The organism is Petrotoga sp. 8T1HF07.NaAc.6.1, assembly GCF_016772115.1.
GTDB lineage: Bacteria > Thermotogota > Thermotogae > Petrotogales > Petrotogaceae > Petrotoga > Petrotoga mobilis.
This window is the reverse complement of record NZ_AUPG01000001.1, coordinates 229,784-245,439: the sequence shown is the minus strand read 5'-3', so window position 1 is coordinate 245,439 and position 15,656 is coordinate 229,784. Positions and strand designations below refer to the sequence as shown.

The window sequence follows — 15,656 nt, the reverse complement described above, 5'->3', positions numbered from 1 at the left end:
CGTTTTAAATATTATACCATAATTATATTATTGATTAAAAAGTAAAGACGCTCTATAGCATAGAGCGTCTTGATGATAAGTTAGAATTGTTCTATTTGTTAATTAGCCGTAATTTTTTTTAATTCTTCTTTGTTATGTATTTTTTCGTAGACAAAATCTTTAGTAACTTTACCGTCTTTGACTTCCACTATTCTACTTGAATATTTTTCCACAATTTTCATATTGTGTGTGACCATTATGATGGTTAGTCCTAGCTCCTCATTTATCCTCATAGTTAGTTCCATCACCTTTTCGACATTTTGGGGATCAAGAGCAGCGGTATGTTCGTCTAATAGTAGAAGATCAGGCTTTGTTATAGAAGCAAGGACCATGGCGAGAGCCTGTTTTTGTCCTCCGGAAAATTCTCTGACTTTTGTTTTAAGTCTCTTTTCTAATCCCATGTTTAAAGATTTCAACAACTCTAATCCTTCGTATTTTCCAAATGAAAAGAATCTATTTCCTTTTTTAGATCCCAAGATCAAATTTTCTTCAAGAGTTAGATCAGGGAATACTCCTCTGTCAGGTTCTTGATACACTATACCAACATTTCTAAAAAGTTTGTAGGGCTTGGTTCTTTTTATGCTCTTATTATTTAATGTAAAACTTCCTTGATCTAACACCACTTCACCGGTCAAGACTTTAAGAAGCGTCGTCTTCCCTGCACCATTGGGACCTATGATAGTGACGAATTCTCCCTTTTTAATACTTAGCTCAAATTTGTCCAATGCTTTTTTTTCATTAACTTGATTTTTATTGTATACTACTCTGATGTTTTTAAGCTCAACCATTTTTTAAATTCTACCCTCCTTAATCCTATTACTATTATTATGAACAACGCGGTGATTAGCTTCATATCGCTTGATTGGAAGCCGATTATGTAACCATATCTCATGGCTAATGCCAGTAAAAATTGATAGACAACAGCTCCAATGATGGGGCATAACATGTTATAGAAGAGATTTAACCTACCAAATATGATCTCTCCCAATATAACCGCCGCTAAAGAAGTTACAACGATGCCTTGTCCCATATTTACATCTGAAAATCCACCGTACATAGAGAACAAGGATCCCGAAAGCCCGGCGAAGAAATTTCCTAAAAATAATCCGATTATACTCATAATTTCAGGGTTCATACCAAGGTTTTTGATTCCTGCCTTGTTACCTCCGTATCCCCTGAGAGCTATTCCTAATTCTGTTCTCAAAAAGATTATCGTTAGAAGAGCAGATACAAATACCACCGATGCTATTAAGATGGTAGAATTATAACCGGAGTTTTCTCTGAATGGAGATAAGGTTTTTTTGGTTTCGTTTGTTTGTAAATTAGTTTGACTTTCATTTAAGCTACTCATACCTAAAAGGTCGTCTAACTTGGTTTTTTCTGTGTATTGTGCCTCTTGTTGTGCGGTTATTTCTTTAGGAACAGAAACGTTCGGCCCATTCATGACCCTAATATTTATCGAATAGAGCATGGTCATAACCAAAATGCTGGCTAACAAGGAATTGACTTTTAATTTGTTATGTATCAGAGCGGTTATTATCCCAAAAAAACCAGCCATTAAACCACCAAGAATCATACACAGTATCCAAGGCAGGCCAGCATACATAAACGCGACGGTTACGGCTCCTCCCAACACATACGATCCATCCGGGGTTAAATCCGGAAGGTCGATGACTCTGAAACTTATAAACACGCCCATCGCAACTAGGGAGGCTATCAATCCTTGTTCTAATATACCCACTAAATCCATAATTTTCCTCCTAAAATTCTTTCATGATCATAGTGTATCTACTATTTCATCTGCAATATCTAAAAATTGTTGAGGTATATTTACATCTAAATTCTGGGCTCTATCCAAATTTATATAAAAGGTTAGAGCATCTGCTCCTACTATCTTAGATTCGATTTCATAAGGTTTTTTGCCGTTTATGAGATCAAGGACAATTTTTCCCGTTTCTATTCCTACTTGATAATAATCAAAGCCAAAACCTAAAACTGATGTTTTTTTTGCAATATCAATGTCACCTGCAACTACCGGAATCTCGTTCTTTTCAAATACTTGGCCTAAGATTTCAGCTGATGAAGCAACCAAATTATCTGTGTATAGATAGGCAACATCTATCCTGCTTGCCTGGGCATTTAAGGAAGTTACAAGTTCATTGGCGTTCGTTCCAGTAATTTCTATAACATTGAATCCAAGTTGAGGTGCAAATTTCTTAGTTTGATCCGCTAAAAAAACCGAGTTAGCTTCTCCAGTATTGTAAAGAATTGCCAAATTTTTAGCATCAGGAAATATGGTTCTCATAAGGTTTACATGAGTTTCAACAGGAACCATATCGCTTATTCCAACAACATTTCCTGGATTTTTACCAAATTTAGGGATCAAACCCGCACTGATTGGATCCGTAACTGCGCTGAATACCACTGGCTTGTCTTTTATTTCCGTCGCAGCTGCTTGAGCGGAAGGTGTAGCTATTGCAACTATTATATCTACATCTGTTTTGAACTTGTTAGCTATAGTTATTGCATTTTGAAAGCTACCTTGAGCGCTTTGATGCTCATACTCAAAATTTACACCGGAATCTTCAAGATAATCAATTACTCCCTGATAAATCTTGTTTAAAGCGGGGTGTTCCACGATTTGTGTGATACCTATCTTTACACCAAAAGTAAATGTGAATAGAAAAACAATGACCACCGTTGTTAATACTTTTTTCATACCCTCACACCTCCTGGAGATTTTGTTTTTTCCCGTATTTATTATAAAAAAAAGGTGTCTACTTTTTTCGTAGACACCCACTTGTTTCTTCTTATACCTACTTGCTAGCTAATAGGTAATGGAAGGCACCAAGTTGGGTGTCTTTCCAATACCAAAAGTTGAAATATTGATTATTTTTTGATTCTAAAGTATTGAGGGGATTTGTTAATAATCGTAATGAAATTTTTTTCATAGTAACCCTCGCTTAATTGAAATTTAATTTTTCAAATTATACAACAATCAATAAGGATTGTCAAGTAAAAATTTTAATTTTTACAAAAGATTGGAGAAAATCCGGCTGAATGCTTCTGTAAATTTTATAGGGAAAGGTTGATTATTGAAGTAATTTTGAGAAATGTGGGAACTGATTTTTAAATCTTCAAGAAAAATATCTTCTATTTGTTGAGTTTTTTCCCTATCGTATATTAAGAGATTTGCCTCGTAATTCAGTTCAAAACTTCGAATATCTATATTTGCTGTTCCAACGGTCGATATTAAACCATCTATGGATACGAATTTAGAATGTATGAATCGATCTTTTTTGTAAAAATATACTTCAACACCGTATTTTATAATTTCCTCCAAATACGTTCTTGAAGCAAAATAGACTAAAAAATGATCCATCTTTCCTGGAAATAAGATTTTTACTTTAATACCCGAAAGCGCAGCTATTTTCAAAGCCGAAAGAATGCTATCATCTGGAATGAAGTACGGGGTAGCTATGTATATATGGTCTTTAGCAATAGTAATCATCTTATGGATGGTTTGCATTATCGATGAATTTTCTGATTCTGGGCCACTCACCGCTATTTGTATTAATGAGTCTCCTTTTCTCTCTTGTTTTTTAAAGTATTTACTAGGATCTATTTTTTCTTTTTTTCTCTCTGCCTTTACAATTGTTTGATAGTCTTCAAAGAAAATTTTTTGAAGTCCGTTTACAGCCTCTCCCCTAACTTTTAAATGAAGATCTCTCCAATACCCCAAACTACTTTTACCAATGTATTCATTTCCAATGTTTATTCCTCCGATGAAGCCGATTTCAGAGTCAATTATAGCTATTTTTCTGTGATTTCTGTAATTCACTTGGGTATTAACAAATTTAAGCACTGGGGATAAAAAATAGCTATAAAAAGCAATTTCAACTCCTGCATTTTCTAATTGCTTTATATAGCTTTTCTTTAGACGCCCTGAACCTATTTTATCCATAATAAATTTAATTTCTACGCCCTCTTTAGCCTTTTTTACCAAGAGATCTTTGAGCTTTTTGCCTGTTTCATCATCTTTTACAATATAGTACTCCAAATGGATAGATTCTTTAGCATTTTCAATTTCTTTAAAGAAAGAAGCGAATTTTTCTTTCCCATTTTTAAAAATTTCTATGTCGTTTCCCAAGAATAAAGGCGATTTAGAGTTCTTTTTTAAAAGATTAATTAGTTGCAAATATTGAGTATCATTTTCTCCAAGTACCTTAATTAGCCAATTTTTTTCTTCTTGTGACAAAGTAGGTTCTGAATCCAAATAAATATCGCTGGTAAGCTTTCTTCTTTTCCAGTTTCTTCCAAAAAAAAGATAGATTACAAATCCTATAAGTGGGATTACGGCAAAAATTAGAAGCCAACTTATGGTTTTTTCGGGTCTTTTTCTTTCTAAGATGACAATAGTCGTAGCAACAAATGAATATATTAATACAAAAAAAGTCCAAAATCCAAATTTGAAAATTATTGCGAAAGCCATTTTATACTTCTCCTAAATCTCTTATGTTTTGCCATATAGAGTAGATCTCTTCGTGAATTTCTTCGATTGATTTTAATTCTCCATTTTCTTTTAAACAGTTTATTATCTTCCAGTTGTACTTCTGGGCGATATATTTTGCATTTTCGTATGTTTTGTTTATGTACTCGATGTTTTTTTCGTGGATATCTTTTCCGGTTAGATCTATTATCTTTTCCTTTCTTTTTTTCAACAATTCTATACTAATTTTAGGAGGAATATCTAAAAATATTACGTAGTCGGGTTTTGGCAAATTAAATTTGTTGAATTCCAAATCCCAAAGCCATTCTAAAAATTTATCTTTTTCACTTTGATTTTCGAATTTTGAAGATTGATATATCATGTTGGAGGTTGTGTACCTATCGGATATTAAAATTCCACCAGATTCATATAAGGGTTTCAATTCTTTTTGATAAGTTGCGAATCGGTCCACGGCAAAAAATGTGGAAGCAGCGTATGGATTTATTGCTTCAGGGTTTTCCCCAAATTCACCTTTTAAATACATTTTTATCAAAGCGGAAGAGTCACTTTTGTAATTTGGAAATTCAACTTTGTATGCCTTAATTTTTTCATCTTTTAATCTTTGTGATAATATTTCTGCTTGCGTGGCTTTGCCACTTGCGTCTGTCCCAGATTCTATTACAATAAGCATTCCTTTTTTCATAAAATATCCTCCTACCGTTTAGGTGCTTGTACCAAAGTAATTTAACCAATTTACCAAGTTAAAACTTAAAAATTATTCCCACAGCCGCTCCTAAAGCCAAATAAACTACAGGATGCTTTCTAAACCGTTCCATTAGATAAATGATGATTACAAACAATATTATAGCCTTGAAATTGAAAATAGAAACAAAAGTTTGAGTTTCTGAAAGTCTTTCAAGATGAAACAAGGAAACTTTTGCTACTTCATACGCTGCTGCACCTATTAGACCAACTACCGCCGGTCTTAAAGCATAAAATCCATTTTGTATAAATGGCTTTTCATTGAACCTTTGAAAGTAATGGGCAATTATAGTAATAATTATTATTGAAGGTGTAATTATCCCCAGCACAGCTATTATACCACCAAAAATACCTCCCGAGTTATAACCAACAAATGTTGCTGTGTTTATTCCAATAGGTCCTGGAGTAACTTCGGAGATAGCTATATAATCTGCTAAATCATTAAGGGTTAGCCAATCATACTTGTAGGTTAGATCTTGAAGAAAAGGTATAGTCGCCAAACCTCCACCTATAGAAAAAAGTCCTATTTTAAAGAATTCAAAAAAGAGTATAATGTAATTCACTTTCTATCATCCTTGGACCCCTTTTGGGGCGGTTCTATCCTATTTTGCTTTATAATCAATCCGACTATGAAAGATGTTATCACAACTACAACTGGCGATAATTTTAAGAAAGCAACAACAATAAAGGAAACTGAAAATATAATTATACCTATGTAATCTTTGATGGACTTTTTCCACATATTTATTATAGCGTTCAACATGAGCGCAACTACCACTACCCTAATGCCGCCGAAAGCATGTTGTACTATTGTTAAATCTTGAAACTGTTGGAAAAATATGGCAATAATGGTTATTATTACGATAGAAGGAAAGACCATCCCTAAGGTTGCGAATATTCCCCCGATGATCCCTTTTAGTTTGTAACCTACGAAAGTAGCTGTGTTTATAGCGATTATTCCAGGTGTACTCTGACCAATGGCATAATAGTCGATTACCTCTTCATCAGTTGCCCAATTGTGTTTTTTAACGACTTCTTCTTGAATCATTGGTAACATTGCGTAGCCTCCGCCAAAAGTTAGGCTCCCGATTCGAGCAAAAGTTATAAATAAATTCCATAAATCTTTCATAGATACCGTTAGCTCCTTCTGTATAAGTTTTTTGAATTGTTTGTGTTCACATTAAAAAAGACTTATGTATAGTATCGAACAGACTATACATAGGCCTTATTTAGAAAGTATGTAATCGAATTAAATGGTCTTAAGACTTTCTAATACTAATTTTGTAGCTCGACAATCATCTTCGTTGTATTTAAAAATATTTTTCAAAGCATTTTTATTGCCATTCAAATAGCTTTTGTACTCAAGTATGACGGCAAAACCATTTAACTCTGTTTTCCAATTAAAACCAAAGTATTTACTTATATCTTTTAATGAATAAGAGACAACGGGTAAACTGTAATTTTTTCTTATTATTTCGTATAGATCACACGTTTTTGAGGAAATTTTACTTAATTTATCTCTCAATAGAGGATATTTAGATGAAAGTTTTTTTAAGGCTGTGAGATCATTTTTATCGTAATGCAATAGCACTTTGTCTTTTTCATACAGGAAATCTACCATTTTTGCAGCGATTTTGTATGTGTTTTTTTCTAAAAAGAAAGGAACGTAAGTTTCGTTTTCCAAAAATCCGAATAAAAAGTCTTTGTTTAAGTAAGTTTCTACGTCAAAGACTATATAATCTTGTGGAAAAGAATGCTCATCAATAACGTAAACTTGGTTTTCAATTAGAGATTTTAGATTGTATAAAGGTTTTTTGAATCTTTTGTCCAATTTTTCTATTTGATTGGTTTTTATAACTGTCAATGGTTCCAAATTCATATTTTTTAAATCCTCAACCATAGATTTACTTAAGTTAGGGACTATGGAATAATCTCCTTCCCTTAAAAATTCCAAATGGCATTGGTTTTTAATTTTGCAGAATTTACAATGTGGCCCATGGACTTTTTTAGTTGATTTAAGATCGTTAAGTTCTTTCGTTATCCATTTTTCTCTTAAAAGAATATCTGAAACATTTATTTCATAACTTCCATTGGATGTTTCTAAAACAATTCTTTTTATAGGTTCACACTTATCTTTGAAATATTTATATACGGTATATATATGTAACCAATAAGATTTTTTAAAATTGTTCCCCATTCTGATGATTTTTACTACACCGTTGTTGATGCTTTCATAATTAGCTTCAACGTTCAAACCATTTATATTAATATCAAAGTATGAACCTTGTCTTTTATAGGTAGGAACGAAATAACTGCAACTTTTAAAATTTTCATAGTAAAGTAAATCCATTGTTTAAACACGCCTTATCTTAAAATTTATCCTTTGTATAATTTTTCCACGTCTCCAATTTCATAAAACAGTGCTGATAATGATTTTAAAAAACCTAGTCTATTGCTTCTTATAGATTCATCTTCAGACATAACAAAAATGTTATCAAAATATCTGTCAATATTTTCTTTTAAAGAGATTAAGCTTTCAATCGCCCCGTCGTAATCTAATTTTTTCAAACAGTTTTCAAATTGAGACTTCACTTCCAAATATTTTTGAAATAACGTTTTTTCCTCTTCTTCTACGAATAGTCTGCCATGATATTCTTGGGAATAATGGTTTTTTGAAATGTTGTTTACCCTTTGAAACGCTGTAATAAAATCTTGAAATTCTTCTTTTTTTATAAACTTATCCAATGATTTGGCAGCCAAGTAAGCTCTTAAAGGTTTATATACATTTATTAAAACCGAATTTATTGCCTCTGCGGATATGTTTTCTCTTTCTAAGATGGTTCCTAAACGGTTGGATAAGAAACTTTTTAACTCAACTTCTACAGGTTTTATAGATATGTTAGATTTCCCACTTTCGGCGAACACTTTTTCTGATAAGTCGATAAGTTCTTTAAGGTTCAGGTCCCATTCCATCGATATCAAAATTCTTAAGATTCCAAAAGCTTTTCTTCTCAATGCAAAAGGATCTTTTGATCCTGAAGGGATCTTTCCTATACCAAAATATCCGATTATGTCATCTATTTTGTCCGCTATGGAGACGATATTAGCAACTAAATTTTGAGATATTTCATCATTTTCCGAAAGAGGTTTGTAGTGTTCTTCGGCTGTTAAGAAAACATCTTCATTTTCTCCTTTGTGTTTCAAATAGATTCTTGCCATAATTCCTTGCAATTCAGGAAACTCATATACAACTTTTGAAGGGATGTCAATTTTACATAACAAGCCGGCTCTTTTAACTACATCTAAATTTTCAAAACCAAGTTTTTCGGCAATTTTTGAACTGAGTGTCGATATTCGCTCACATTTTTCTCTGTAATTTCCTAATTCTACTTGATAAGTAATACTCTTTAAATCTTCAAGCCTCTTCTGTATATCCGTTTTTAAGTCGTCTTCATAGTAAAAAGCTGCATCGTCTAATCTTGCGTTTATTACTCTAGTATAGCCATTAGTAACGTTGCTTTTTCTGCCAAAACCGTCTTGGAAAGCTACGTATTTGTTGATTACCTTTCCATCTTTCATCGCCACAAAACTTCTTTGATGGTGTCTTACAGTGACAATGATGATTTCTGGTGGTAGAAAAAGATATTTTTCATCAAAACTTCCAACTACCCCTTTGGGGAATTCTGTCATTTTGGCAATTTCTCGAATTAAATCCTCGTGCTCTTCCAAAGAAATCTTGATATTATGTTCATCTTCTAGCTCTTGAATTTCTCTCTCTATTACTTCTATTCTTTCTTCATATAGAGGGATTACATAGTTCTTTTTTAATTCACTAAAGAAAGTTTGAGGATTTGTAATTATTATCTCTTCGCCAAAAAAACGATGGCCATAACTTTTGTTAGAGGATTTTTCATCGAATATTTCGAATTCTAAAATCTCTCTATTGTACAAACCTAAAACCCAATGTACCGGTCTTACAAAGGTGTAATTACCTTTTCCCCACCTCATACTTTTGGCAAAATTCATGTTTGTTATCAATTCTGGAATGATATTTTGTAAAATAATTTTGGTAGGCTCTCCCGCTTTAACAAACTCTATATATGCGTATTCTGCGCCGTCATTATTTTCAAATTTTACATCTTTTACCTGAACACCTTGGCCTTTTGCAAAACCTTCGAGTGCTTTTGTAGGTTGGTTATTTTCATCGAAGCAAATCTTTTTTGGAGGACCTTTTCTTTTTTCTTTTTTATCGGGCTGTTTATCTGGAAGGCCCACGATGTAAGCTCCAAACCTACGAGGGGAAATGAAGATATTCATAGACAAAAAATTCAAATCATTTTTTTCCAAGGATTTTTTTAATCCTTCTTCCAATTGAGCTAGTATATTATCAAATTCTGATGGGGGTAAATCTTCAACACCTATTTCAAAAATTGCCCTATTCAACATCAATTACCTCCGCATTTGAACTGTCGATATATAGTTTTGCACAGCTTTTCGCCATATTCCTTATATCCAGTATGTATTGATGCCTTTCGTTAACTCCAATGGCATTTCTTGCGTCCATTAAGTTGAATACATGTGCTGATTTTGCTAAATAGTCGTATGCAGGTAAATATAATTGTTTTGCAATTAGCCTTTGAAATTCTTTTTTATACATATTGTAAAGTGTTTTAAGCATATCTATATCAGCTTCTTCAAAATTATAGTAAGAAAACTGCCTTTCGTTTTCTTTGTATATGTCTTTGTATTTTACATTTTTATTCCATTTAGTTTCATAAACGTTGTCGATGTTCTGTAAATACATAGCTATTCTCTCAATTCCATACGTAAGTTCAACGGGAATATAAGTTAATGGGATGCCTCCCATCTGTTGAAAGTACGTGAACTGAGTGATCTCCATACCATCTAACCATACTTCCCATCCAACCCCCCACGCTCCTAAAGTAGGAGATTCCCAATTATCTTCTACGAACCTTATGTCATGTTCCTTAGGGGATATCCCTAAAGATTCCAAAGACCTAATATATAGATCTTGGACGTCTTTGGGTGAAGGTTTGAGAACTACCTGGTATTGATAAAATCGTTGCATTCTATTTGGGTTTTCACCGTATCTACCGTCTGTTGGCCTTCTACAAGGTTGAGTATAGGCAACTCTCCATTCATTTGCCCCAAAAGATCTAAAAAAAGTGGCAGGACTGTATGTCCCTGCCCCCATCTCTATATCGTAAGGTTGGTCTATAACACATCCAAAATCGGACCAAAATTTTTCTAAGTTCATAATCACATCTTGAATGTACAAATCAAATCCTCCATTCTTCCAGCAGAATTAATTGTTTATTATTTGTCAGATTTTACTCAACGGAAATAAGCAGTGGATAATGTCTCTGCCCACCGTTGTGAATTTCTATCTCTATATTGGCGTATTTTTGGGTCAGATTTTTTACTAGTTGATCGATCTTTTCTTTTTTGGCACCTTCACCGTAAATTATGGTAATGATTTCATAACCTTTTTTTATTAGTTCCTCTAAAACTTTTTCCGTTTCTTTATAAACGTTCTTTCCATGAGCTTTTAACTCTTTTCCAAGAAATATCAAGTACTCGCCTTTTTTTATCTTTTCACCCTTAATGGTGGAATCCCTAACCGCATAAGTAACTTCAATCGGGACGATAGATTTAACGTATCCCATCATGGATTCTTTTAATTCTTCTTTGTCCATATTGTCATCGAAACCAAGCAAGGCACTTATGCCTTCTTGAATGTGTTTTGTAGGTAATATCAATATCTCTTTATCAGTTAACTCTGCGGCTTTTTCAGCAGCCAGAATTATATTTGGGTTATTGGGGAGTATGATCACTTTTTTTTGTGGAACTTTATTAATCGCATCTGAGATGTCTTTTACACTAGGGTTAGTGGTTTGACCTCCAAAAATAACTTGATCCACTCCCAAACTTATAAAGATATCTGAAATACCTTTTCCTGGAGAGACTGCAATCACACCCCAATTTTTATTATTCAGATTATTGTTAACAGCCACTTTGGCTTGCTCTATATCGCTGTTTTGCCCTCTTTTTGTTTTTCTATAATATGTTCATGTTGTGATTTCATATTGTCTATCTTTGTTTTGATCAATTCGCCATGTTCTAAAAACTTTTCAAAGACTAATCCTGGATGATTTGTGTGTATGTGTGTTTTTAATATGTCATCCTGATTAACTAAAACAATGGAATCTCCGAGACCTTCCAAAAAGCTCCTTATTTCTTCTAAGGTCTTTTTTTGTATAGGCTGTTTCTGGAATTTTACTATCGCTTCTGTGCAATACTGGTATGTTAGTTCTTCATAGGCTATTTCTGTTATTTGTTCAGGTGTGGCAGACTCTAATTCCTCAAGTTCTACTTCAATATCGCCGTGAAGTGCATCATTCATACCTTTTAAAATGTAAGCAAGTCCTTTTGCTCCAGCATCCACAACATTCGAATCGCGTAATTTTTTTAAATATTTTGGGGTTTCCTCTACTATTTCAAATGAATACTTTACTATCGCATCGAAAAAAACCAAAAAATCCTTTTCTTCGGACATACTTTCTTCCATCTTTTCTGACAATCTTCGAATTAAAGTCAGCATTGTTCCTTCAACTGGTTTCATAACGGCGTTGTAAGCTCTATCTTTAGCGTTTTGAAGGGCTTTTATAAAATCTTGGGTGTTGATTCTTTTCTTTTTTTCGAGAATTTCAGTTATTCCACGAAATATTTGTGACAAAATAACACCTGAGTTACCCCTTGCTCCTAGTAAAAGACCTCTTCTCAAACTTTCCATCATAGATTTCATATCGTTTTTATCTTCAACTTCATCCATACTTTTACAAGCTTCGAGCATACCTGCTAACATATTATTACCAGTGTCTCCATCTGGGACAGGAAAAACATTAAGGGCATTAATTTCATCTTTGTTTTTAGCTAATTCTGCTGCACCTTTTTTTAGAGCTAAATATAGGTCTTTTGCATACAAAAACTTGGGCATTCAACAGACACCTTCTCTCAATATTTCAAGCCAGATATGCTCACATTTACTTTGATATTATCAAAATTTAGCATAGATGTGACTCTATGGTGAACATTCTCTTGTATATTTTGAGCTACCTTTTTAATGGGAAGGCCATATTCAAAAACGAGGAAGAGATCAATTACTATACTTTCTTCATTTTCTGATACGTTTATTCCTCTATCTTCACTTTTTGACCAAAAACTTGATATCCTATCAAAAAAACCTTGCTTTCCAGAGATTTCAACCGTGCCGTAGGATTCGATAACAGCCTTATAAACCAATTCTTTTATAACATCGTTTTTGATATCTACAGTACCAAATTCTGTTTCTATTAACATGAGGTTCACCTCCGTAGTTTGTTATTTTTGCAAATTACTAACTATTGCGGAAAGGTATCCAACTACCGCTTCATAATCGCCGCTTATTAGGCCACTCGTAGTGTGGTCAATTATTTCAATATCAGTAAATCCTATACTTAAAAGAGCAGCCACGGGACCGTATCCACACATACTTATATTATATCTTCTTATTGTATCATACATTTCTTGCAGATTCATATTTTTTAATGTTTCTATAACTTTTTCATCTTTTAGCAACGTCTTTTCGTGACTTTCGTAATGATTCATGTCAGAAGAAGCTATGATCAAATCTCCTTCTTCTATGATGTCTGCTAAAATTTCTCCAAGGTTTTTGGAGGTTTCTAAACTTTGATCCATCATACAGATAGGTACAATTTCAAAATCATTTCCTATAGCATACTGAAGAAAAGGTAGTTGTACCTCTAATGAATGTTCTCTCGAATGTGCAGATTCATCGTTATAAATGTCTAACTCTTTCAAAATTTTCCCTGCGATTTTTCCGTCAACATTTATCTTTCCCAAGGGAGTTTTCCAACTACCGCTTGTGAAAACTGATATTTTAGAACCAAATCCTGTATGATTAGGCCCTAACAAAAATACTCTTTTTGCTATACCTTTCTCAAATACCTTTTTGTAAGCTTTTGCTGCGGTTTCTCCAGAATATATATAACCAGCATGAGGTACTATTGCTCCCATAGGGGGAATTAATTTTTCGGTATTTACTTTAAAACTATCACCAAAAAAACTTTTTAGAAGGTTTTTTAATTTTTCTGGATTCGAAGGGTAAAAAGTACCTGCAACCACAGGATTTCTAACCTTCTCCATATTTCGAATCGCCTCCTGAGAGACTGATGTTTCAGAAATAATTCTCAATTTCAGGTTTATTAGATACTTCAACATGTATGAGTATAACTAAATCGTATACATTTTCTGTTTTTTCATACGAAGTGAACAACTGTCCTATTACGGGTATTTCTTTAAAAATAGGAATACCGGTTTCGTTTTCAACTATGCTGGTAAAATTAAGCCCACCTAATTTTATAAAACCACCGTTGGGGATGATAAATTTACTGTTCATATTTCTTTCATCAACTATGTTTTTATCTTCATTTTTCAATTCGCTTATGCTTATATCTAATTTAGTGTTGACCATTTTTGTAATATTGTCATATTCACCACTTATTTCCATTATAAAACCTGATTCTATTTTTGATACTATCTTACCTTCATCATCGAATACGGGAACCGACAAGACGGATTTTATTGATGCTGGTTCACCTTCATTAACATATATTACTGGTTTTGATATTAATGAAGCCCTATCTTTGCTACCATTTATTATACCATCAAATTGTAAAGTTAATAAGTAAAGTTCTTCTACAGAGAATCTATCGACATTTTGTCCAGAGAAAACGAAAATCTCGTATTTTAATAGTTTTTTCTGTTCATAAAATCTAAGGGTATTATGCCCGATATTCTCATACCAAATGTCTTGGGATACCAAATAAGGCTGTAACGATGACATATCTAAATTAAAGTCATTGATGGTTACCTTTTTATCGTTTTCAAAATCTGATATAACGTTTATAGATTGAGCTTTTGCTACCAAGGAAATTAACTCTTTTAACGAAATTTCAACGTTGCCCTCTTCATAAGGAAATGAATCCAGAATATTTTTCAAAAAGCTTGTTTTGGATTCTTCGTATTCTAACATGTATAGAACATAATCTTCCTGCTCTGTAATATTTGAAAATTTGATATTCTCCTGGATTAATACTTTCTCAAAAATTGTACTCTTTTCAAAAGGAATGGTAACGAGTTCTTTGTTAATTATAGGTTTAAACATTTCAGGTATAATTTGAGGTTGAACAAGTTCATTTATTTTTTGGGCTATTTTTATAGATTCACTACTTCCCATTAAAAAGAAATGTTGTTCGTCTAACTTGTAAGTCTTTACAGGTAGAATCTCTTCTAAAAATGTCATGTCGTAGGCAGAGGTTAAAACAACATAACTTTCATCTTCGTAATTTTCTTTCTTTTCAATAGGAGTAGGTGTTTCACTAATTTCTTGTGGTGTTATAGGTAAAACATCTTTTGTCTCTGGAATTTCGTTTAAATAATTTATCAATTCGTTAATTTGGTATTTTTCGCCTTCTCTGGCAAGGATTGCGTAGTAATTATCCTCAAAAAAGGCTACTTTACAATCAAAGATTTTTTCTAAACGGGTTAGGTCATACTTTGATTCAAAGAAAAGCAAATATTCTTGGTTTCTATCTAAAGAATCTTCTTTTGAAGAGGCTAGCATAAAATTGGTTGAGGAACTTTGTTCAGAGATATTTTCATTTTCAATGAATAAAGGCAGATCATTTTCAAAGGCAGAGGCTTGTTTACCTACCAATACTGTATCTTCATCGTAAAAAATTGCGTTTAATGAATAAACTTCATTCAGCATTCTTAAAAAATGTTCTATGTGTATTTCATTTGAATTTATAGCGAAAAAAGTGTCGGACAATTCTTCCGTTTTTATCCAATTCCAGCCAATGTAAGTAAACAACAAGTCTATAGCATCATCTAACTTTATTTTTTCAAAGTTTATCTTTTGAAAAGTGTATGGTTCATATCCATAAAAAATTATCCTATCGTCCTTTATTTCTAAATTTTTCATCGGATAAAGAAATTTAATCGTAATTACATTTTTTGAAGTAGAGACTTCTTTTACAGGCCCTTTACTGATTTTGTAATTTGCTTGCTCAAAGATTTCCCCTTCGAAAAAAAGTTTGTAAATGGTCTTTGAATCGTTTGAATAAATTTCAAACTTACTTTGCGTTTCAAAAAATACGATATTGGCGTTAATGGTTGAATCATAATCTATAAAAAAGCCAAAGAAAAATGAAGGTAATAATAAAAAAATAAAGAAAAGAGCTTCCTTCGGTTTCGGCATGAGACCCCCTTCAAAATATTCCCT

The 15,656-nt window shown here is 32.9% G+C and carries 15 protein-coding genes; all 15 read right to left on the bottom strand.

Annotated features, from left to right (window positions below; all coding sequences use genetic code 11):
* Positions 1 to 98 precede the first annotated feature (98 nt).
* The 15 genes from NAAC61_RS01175 to NAAC61_RS01105 all read right to left on the bottom strand — a co-directional run bounded on the left by NAAC61_RS01175 (position 99) and on the right by NAAC61_RS01105 (position 15,632).
* Entirely contained in the window at positions 99 to 827 is a 729-nt protein-coding gene (locus NAAC61_RS01175; RefSeq protein WP_202694985.1) for an ABC transporter ATP-binding protein, read from the bottom strand.
* Positions 800 to 1,789 (bottom strand): ABC transporter permease, encoded by a 990-nt coding sequence (locus tag NAAC61_RS01170; protein ID WP_202694984.1) that lies wholly within the window; start codon positions 1,787 to 1,789, stop codon positions 800 to 802. Before NAAC61_RS01170 ends, NAAC61_RS01175 begins: the two co-directional genes overlap by 28 nt.
* Before the next feature lie 27 nt (positions 1,790 to 1,816).
* The gene (locus NAAC61_RS01165) at positions 1,817 to 2,758 is read right to left on the bottom strand and encodes an ABC transporter substrate-binding protein (RefSeq protein WP_121959553.1); all 942 of its coding nucleotides are present in this window, start codon (positions 2,756 to 2,758) and stop codon (positions 1,817 to 1,819) included.
* Between the two features lie 312 nt (positions 2,759 to 3,070).
* Positions 3,071 to 4,531, bottom strand: coding sequence for a cardiolipin synthase (gene cls, locus NAAC61_RS01160; protein ID WP_121959552.1), 1,461 nt, complete (start codon positions 4,529 to 4,531; stop codon positions 3,071 to 3,073).
* Between the two features lies 1 nt (position 4,532).
* The gene (gene tmk / locus NAAC61_RS01155; protein ID WP_121959551.1) at positions 4,533 to 5,231 is read right to left on the bottom strand and encodes a dTMP kinase; all 699 of its coding nucleotides are present in this window, start codon (positions 5,229 to 5,231) and stop codon (positions 4,533 to 4,535) included.
* 58 nt (positions 5,232 to 5,289) lie between these two features.
* The gene (locus tag NAAC61_RS01150; RefSeq protein WP_121959550.1) at positions 5,290 to 5,853 is read right to left on the bottom strand and encodes a chromate transporter; all 564 of its coding nucleotides are present in this window, start codon (positions 5,851 to 5,853) and stop codon (positions 5,290 to 5,292) included.
* Complete coding sequence (locus NAAC61_RS01145; RefSeq protein WP_121959549.1) at positions 5,850 to 6,419, bottom strand: chromate transporter; 570 nt, start codon at positions 6,417 to 6,419, stop codon at positions 5,850 to 5,852. Before NAAC61_RS01145 ends, NAAC61_RS01150 begins: the two co-directional genes overlap by 4 nt.
* A gap of 120 nt (positions 6,420 to 6,539) precedes the next feature.
* Complete coding sequence (locus tag NAAC61_RS01140; protein ID WP_202694983.1) at positions 6,540 to 7,640, bottom strand: TM0106 family RecB-like putative nuclease; 1,101 nt, start codon at positions 7,638 to 7,640, stop codon at positions 6,540 to 6,542.
* 26 nt (positions 7,641 to 7,666) lie between these two features.
* Positions 7,667 to 9,736: a glycine--tRNA ligase subunit beta gene (glyS, locus tag NAAC61_RS01135; protein ID WP_202694982.1), complete on the bottom strand. Its 2,070-nt coding sequence runs from the start codon at positions 9,734 to 9,736 to the stop codon at positions 7,667 to 7,669.
* Positions 9,726 to 10,589: a glycine--tRNA ligase subunit alpha gene (locus NAAC61_RS01130; protein ID WP_012208911.1), complete on the bottom strand. Its 864-nt coding sequence runs from the start codon at positions 10,587 to 10,589 to the stop codon at positions 9,726 to 9,728. Before NAAC61_RS01130 ends, glyS begins: the two co-directional genes overlap by 11 nt.
* 52 nt (positions 10,590 to 10,641) lie before the next feature.
* On the bottom strand, positions 10,642 to 11,325 hold the full coding sequence (locus tag NAAC61_RS10955) for a hypothetical protein (protein ID WP_202694981.1): 684 nt from the start codon (positions 11,323 to 11,325) through the stop codon (positions 10,642 to 10,644).
* A gap of 11 nt (positions 11,326 to 11,336) precedes the next feature.
* Positions 11,337 to 12,308 (bottom strand): DAK2 domain-containing protein, encoded by a 972-nt coding sequence (locus NAAC61_RS10950; RefSeq protein WP_202694980.1) that lies wholly within the window; start codon positions 12,306 to 12,308, stop codon positions 11,337 to 11,339.
* Between the two features lie 17 nt (positions 12,309 to 12,325).
* A complete protein-coding gene (locus tag NAAC61_RS01115; RefSeq protein WP_012208909.1) occupies positions 12,326 to 12,670 on the bottom strand; it encodes an Asp23/Gls24 family envelope stress response protein in 345 nt (114 codons plus the stop codon).
* 21 nt (positions 12,671 to 12,691) lie between these two features.
* Positions 12,692 to 13,516: an AmmeMemoRadiSam system protein B gene (gene amrB, locus NAAC61_RS01110; protein ID WP_202694979.1), complete on the bottom strand. Its 825-nt coding sequence runs from the start codon at positions 13,514 to 13,516 to the stop codon at positions 12,692 to 12,694.
* A 31-nt stretch (positions 13,517 to 13,547) separates the two neighbouring features.
* On the bottom strand, positions 13,548 to 15,632 hold the full coding sequence (locus tag NAAC61_RS01105) for a hypothetical protein (protein WP_202694978.1): 2,085 nt from the start codon (positions 15,630 to 15,632) through the stop codon (positions 13,548 to 13,550).
* Positions 15,633 to 15,656 lie beyond the last annotated feature (24 nt).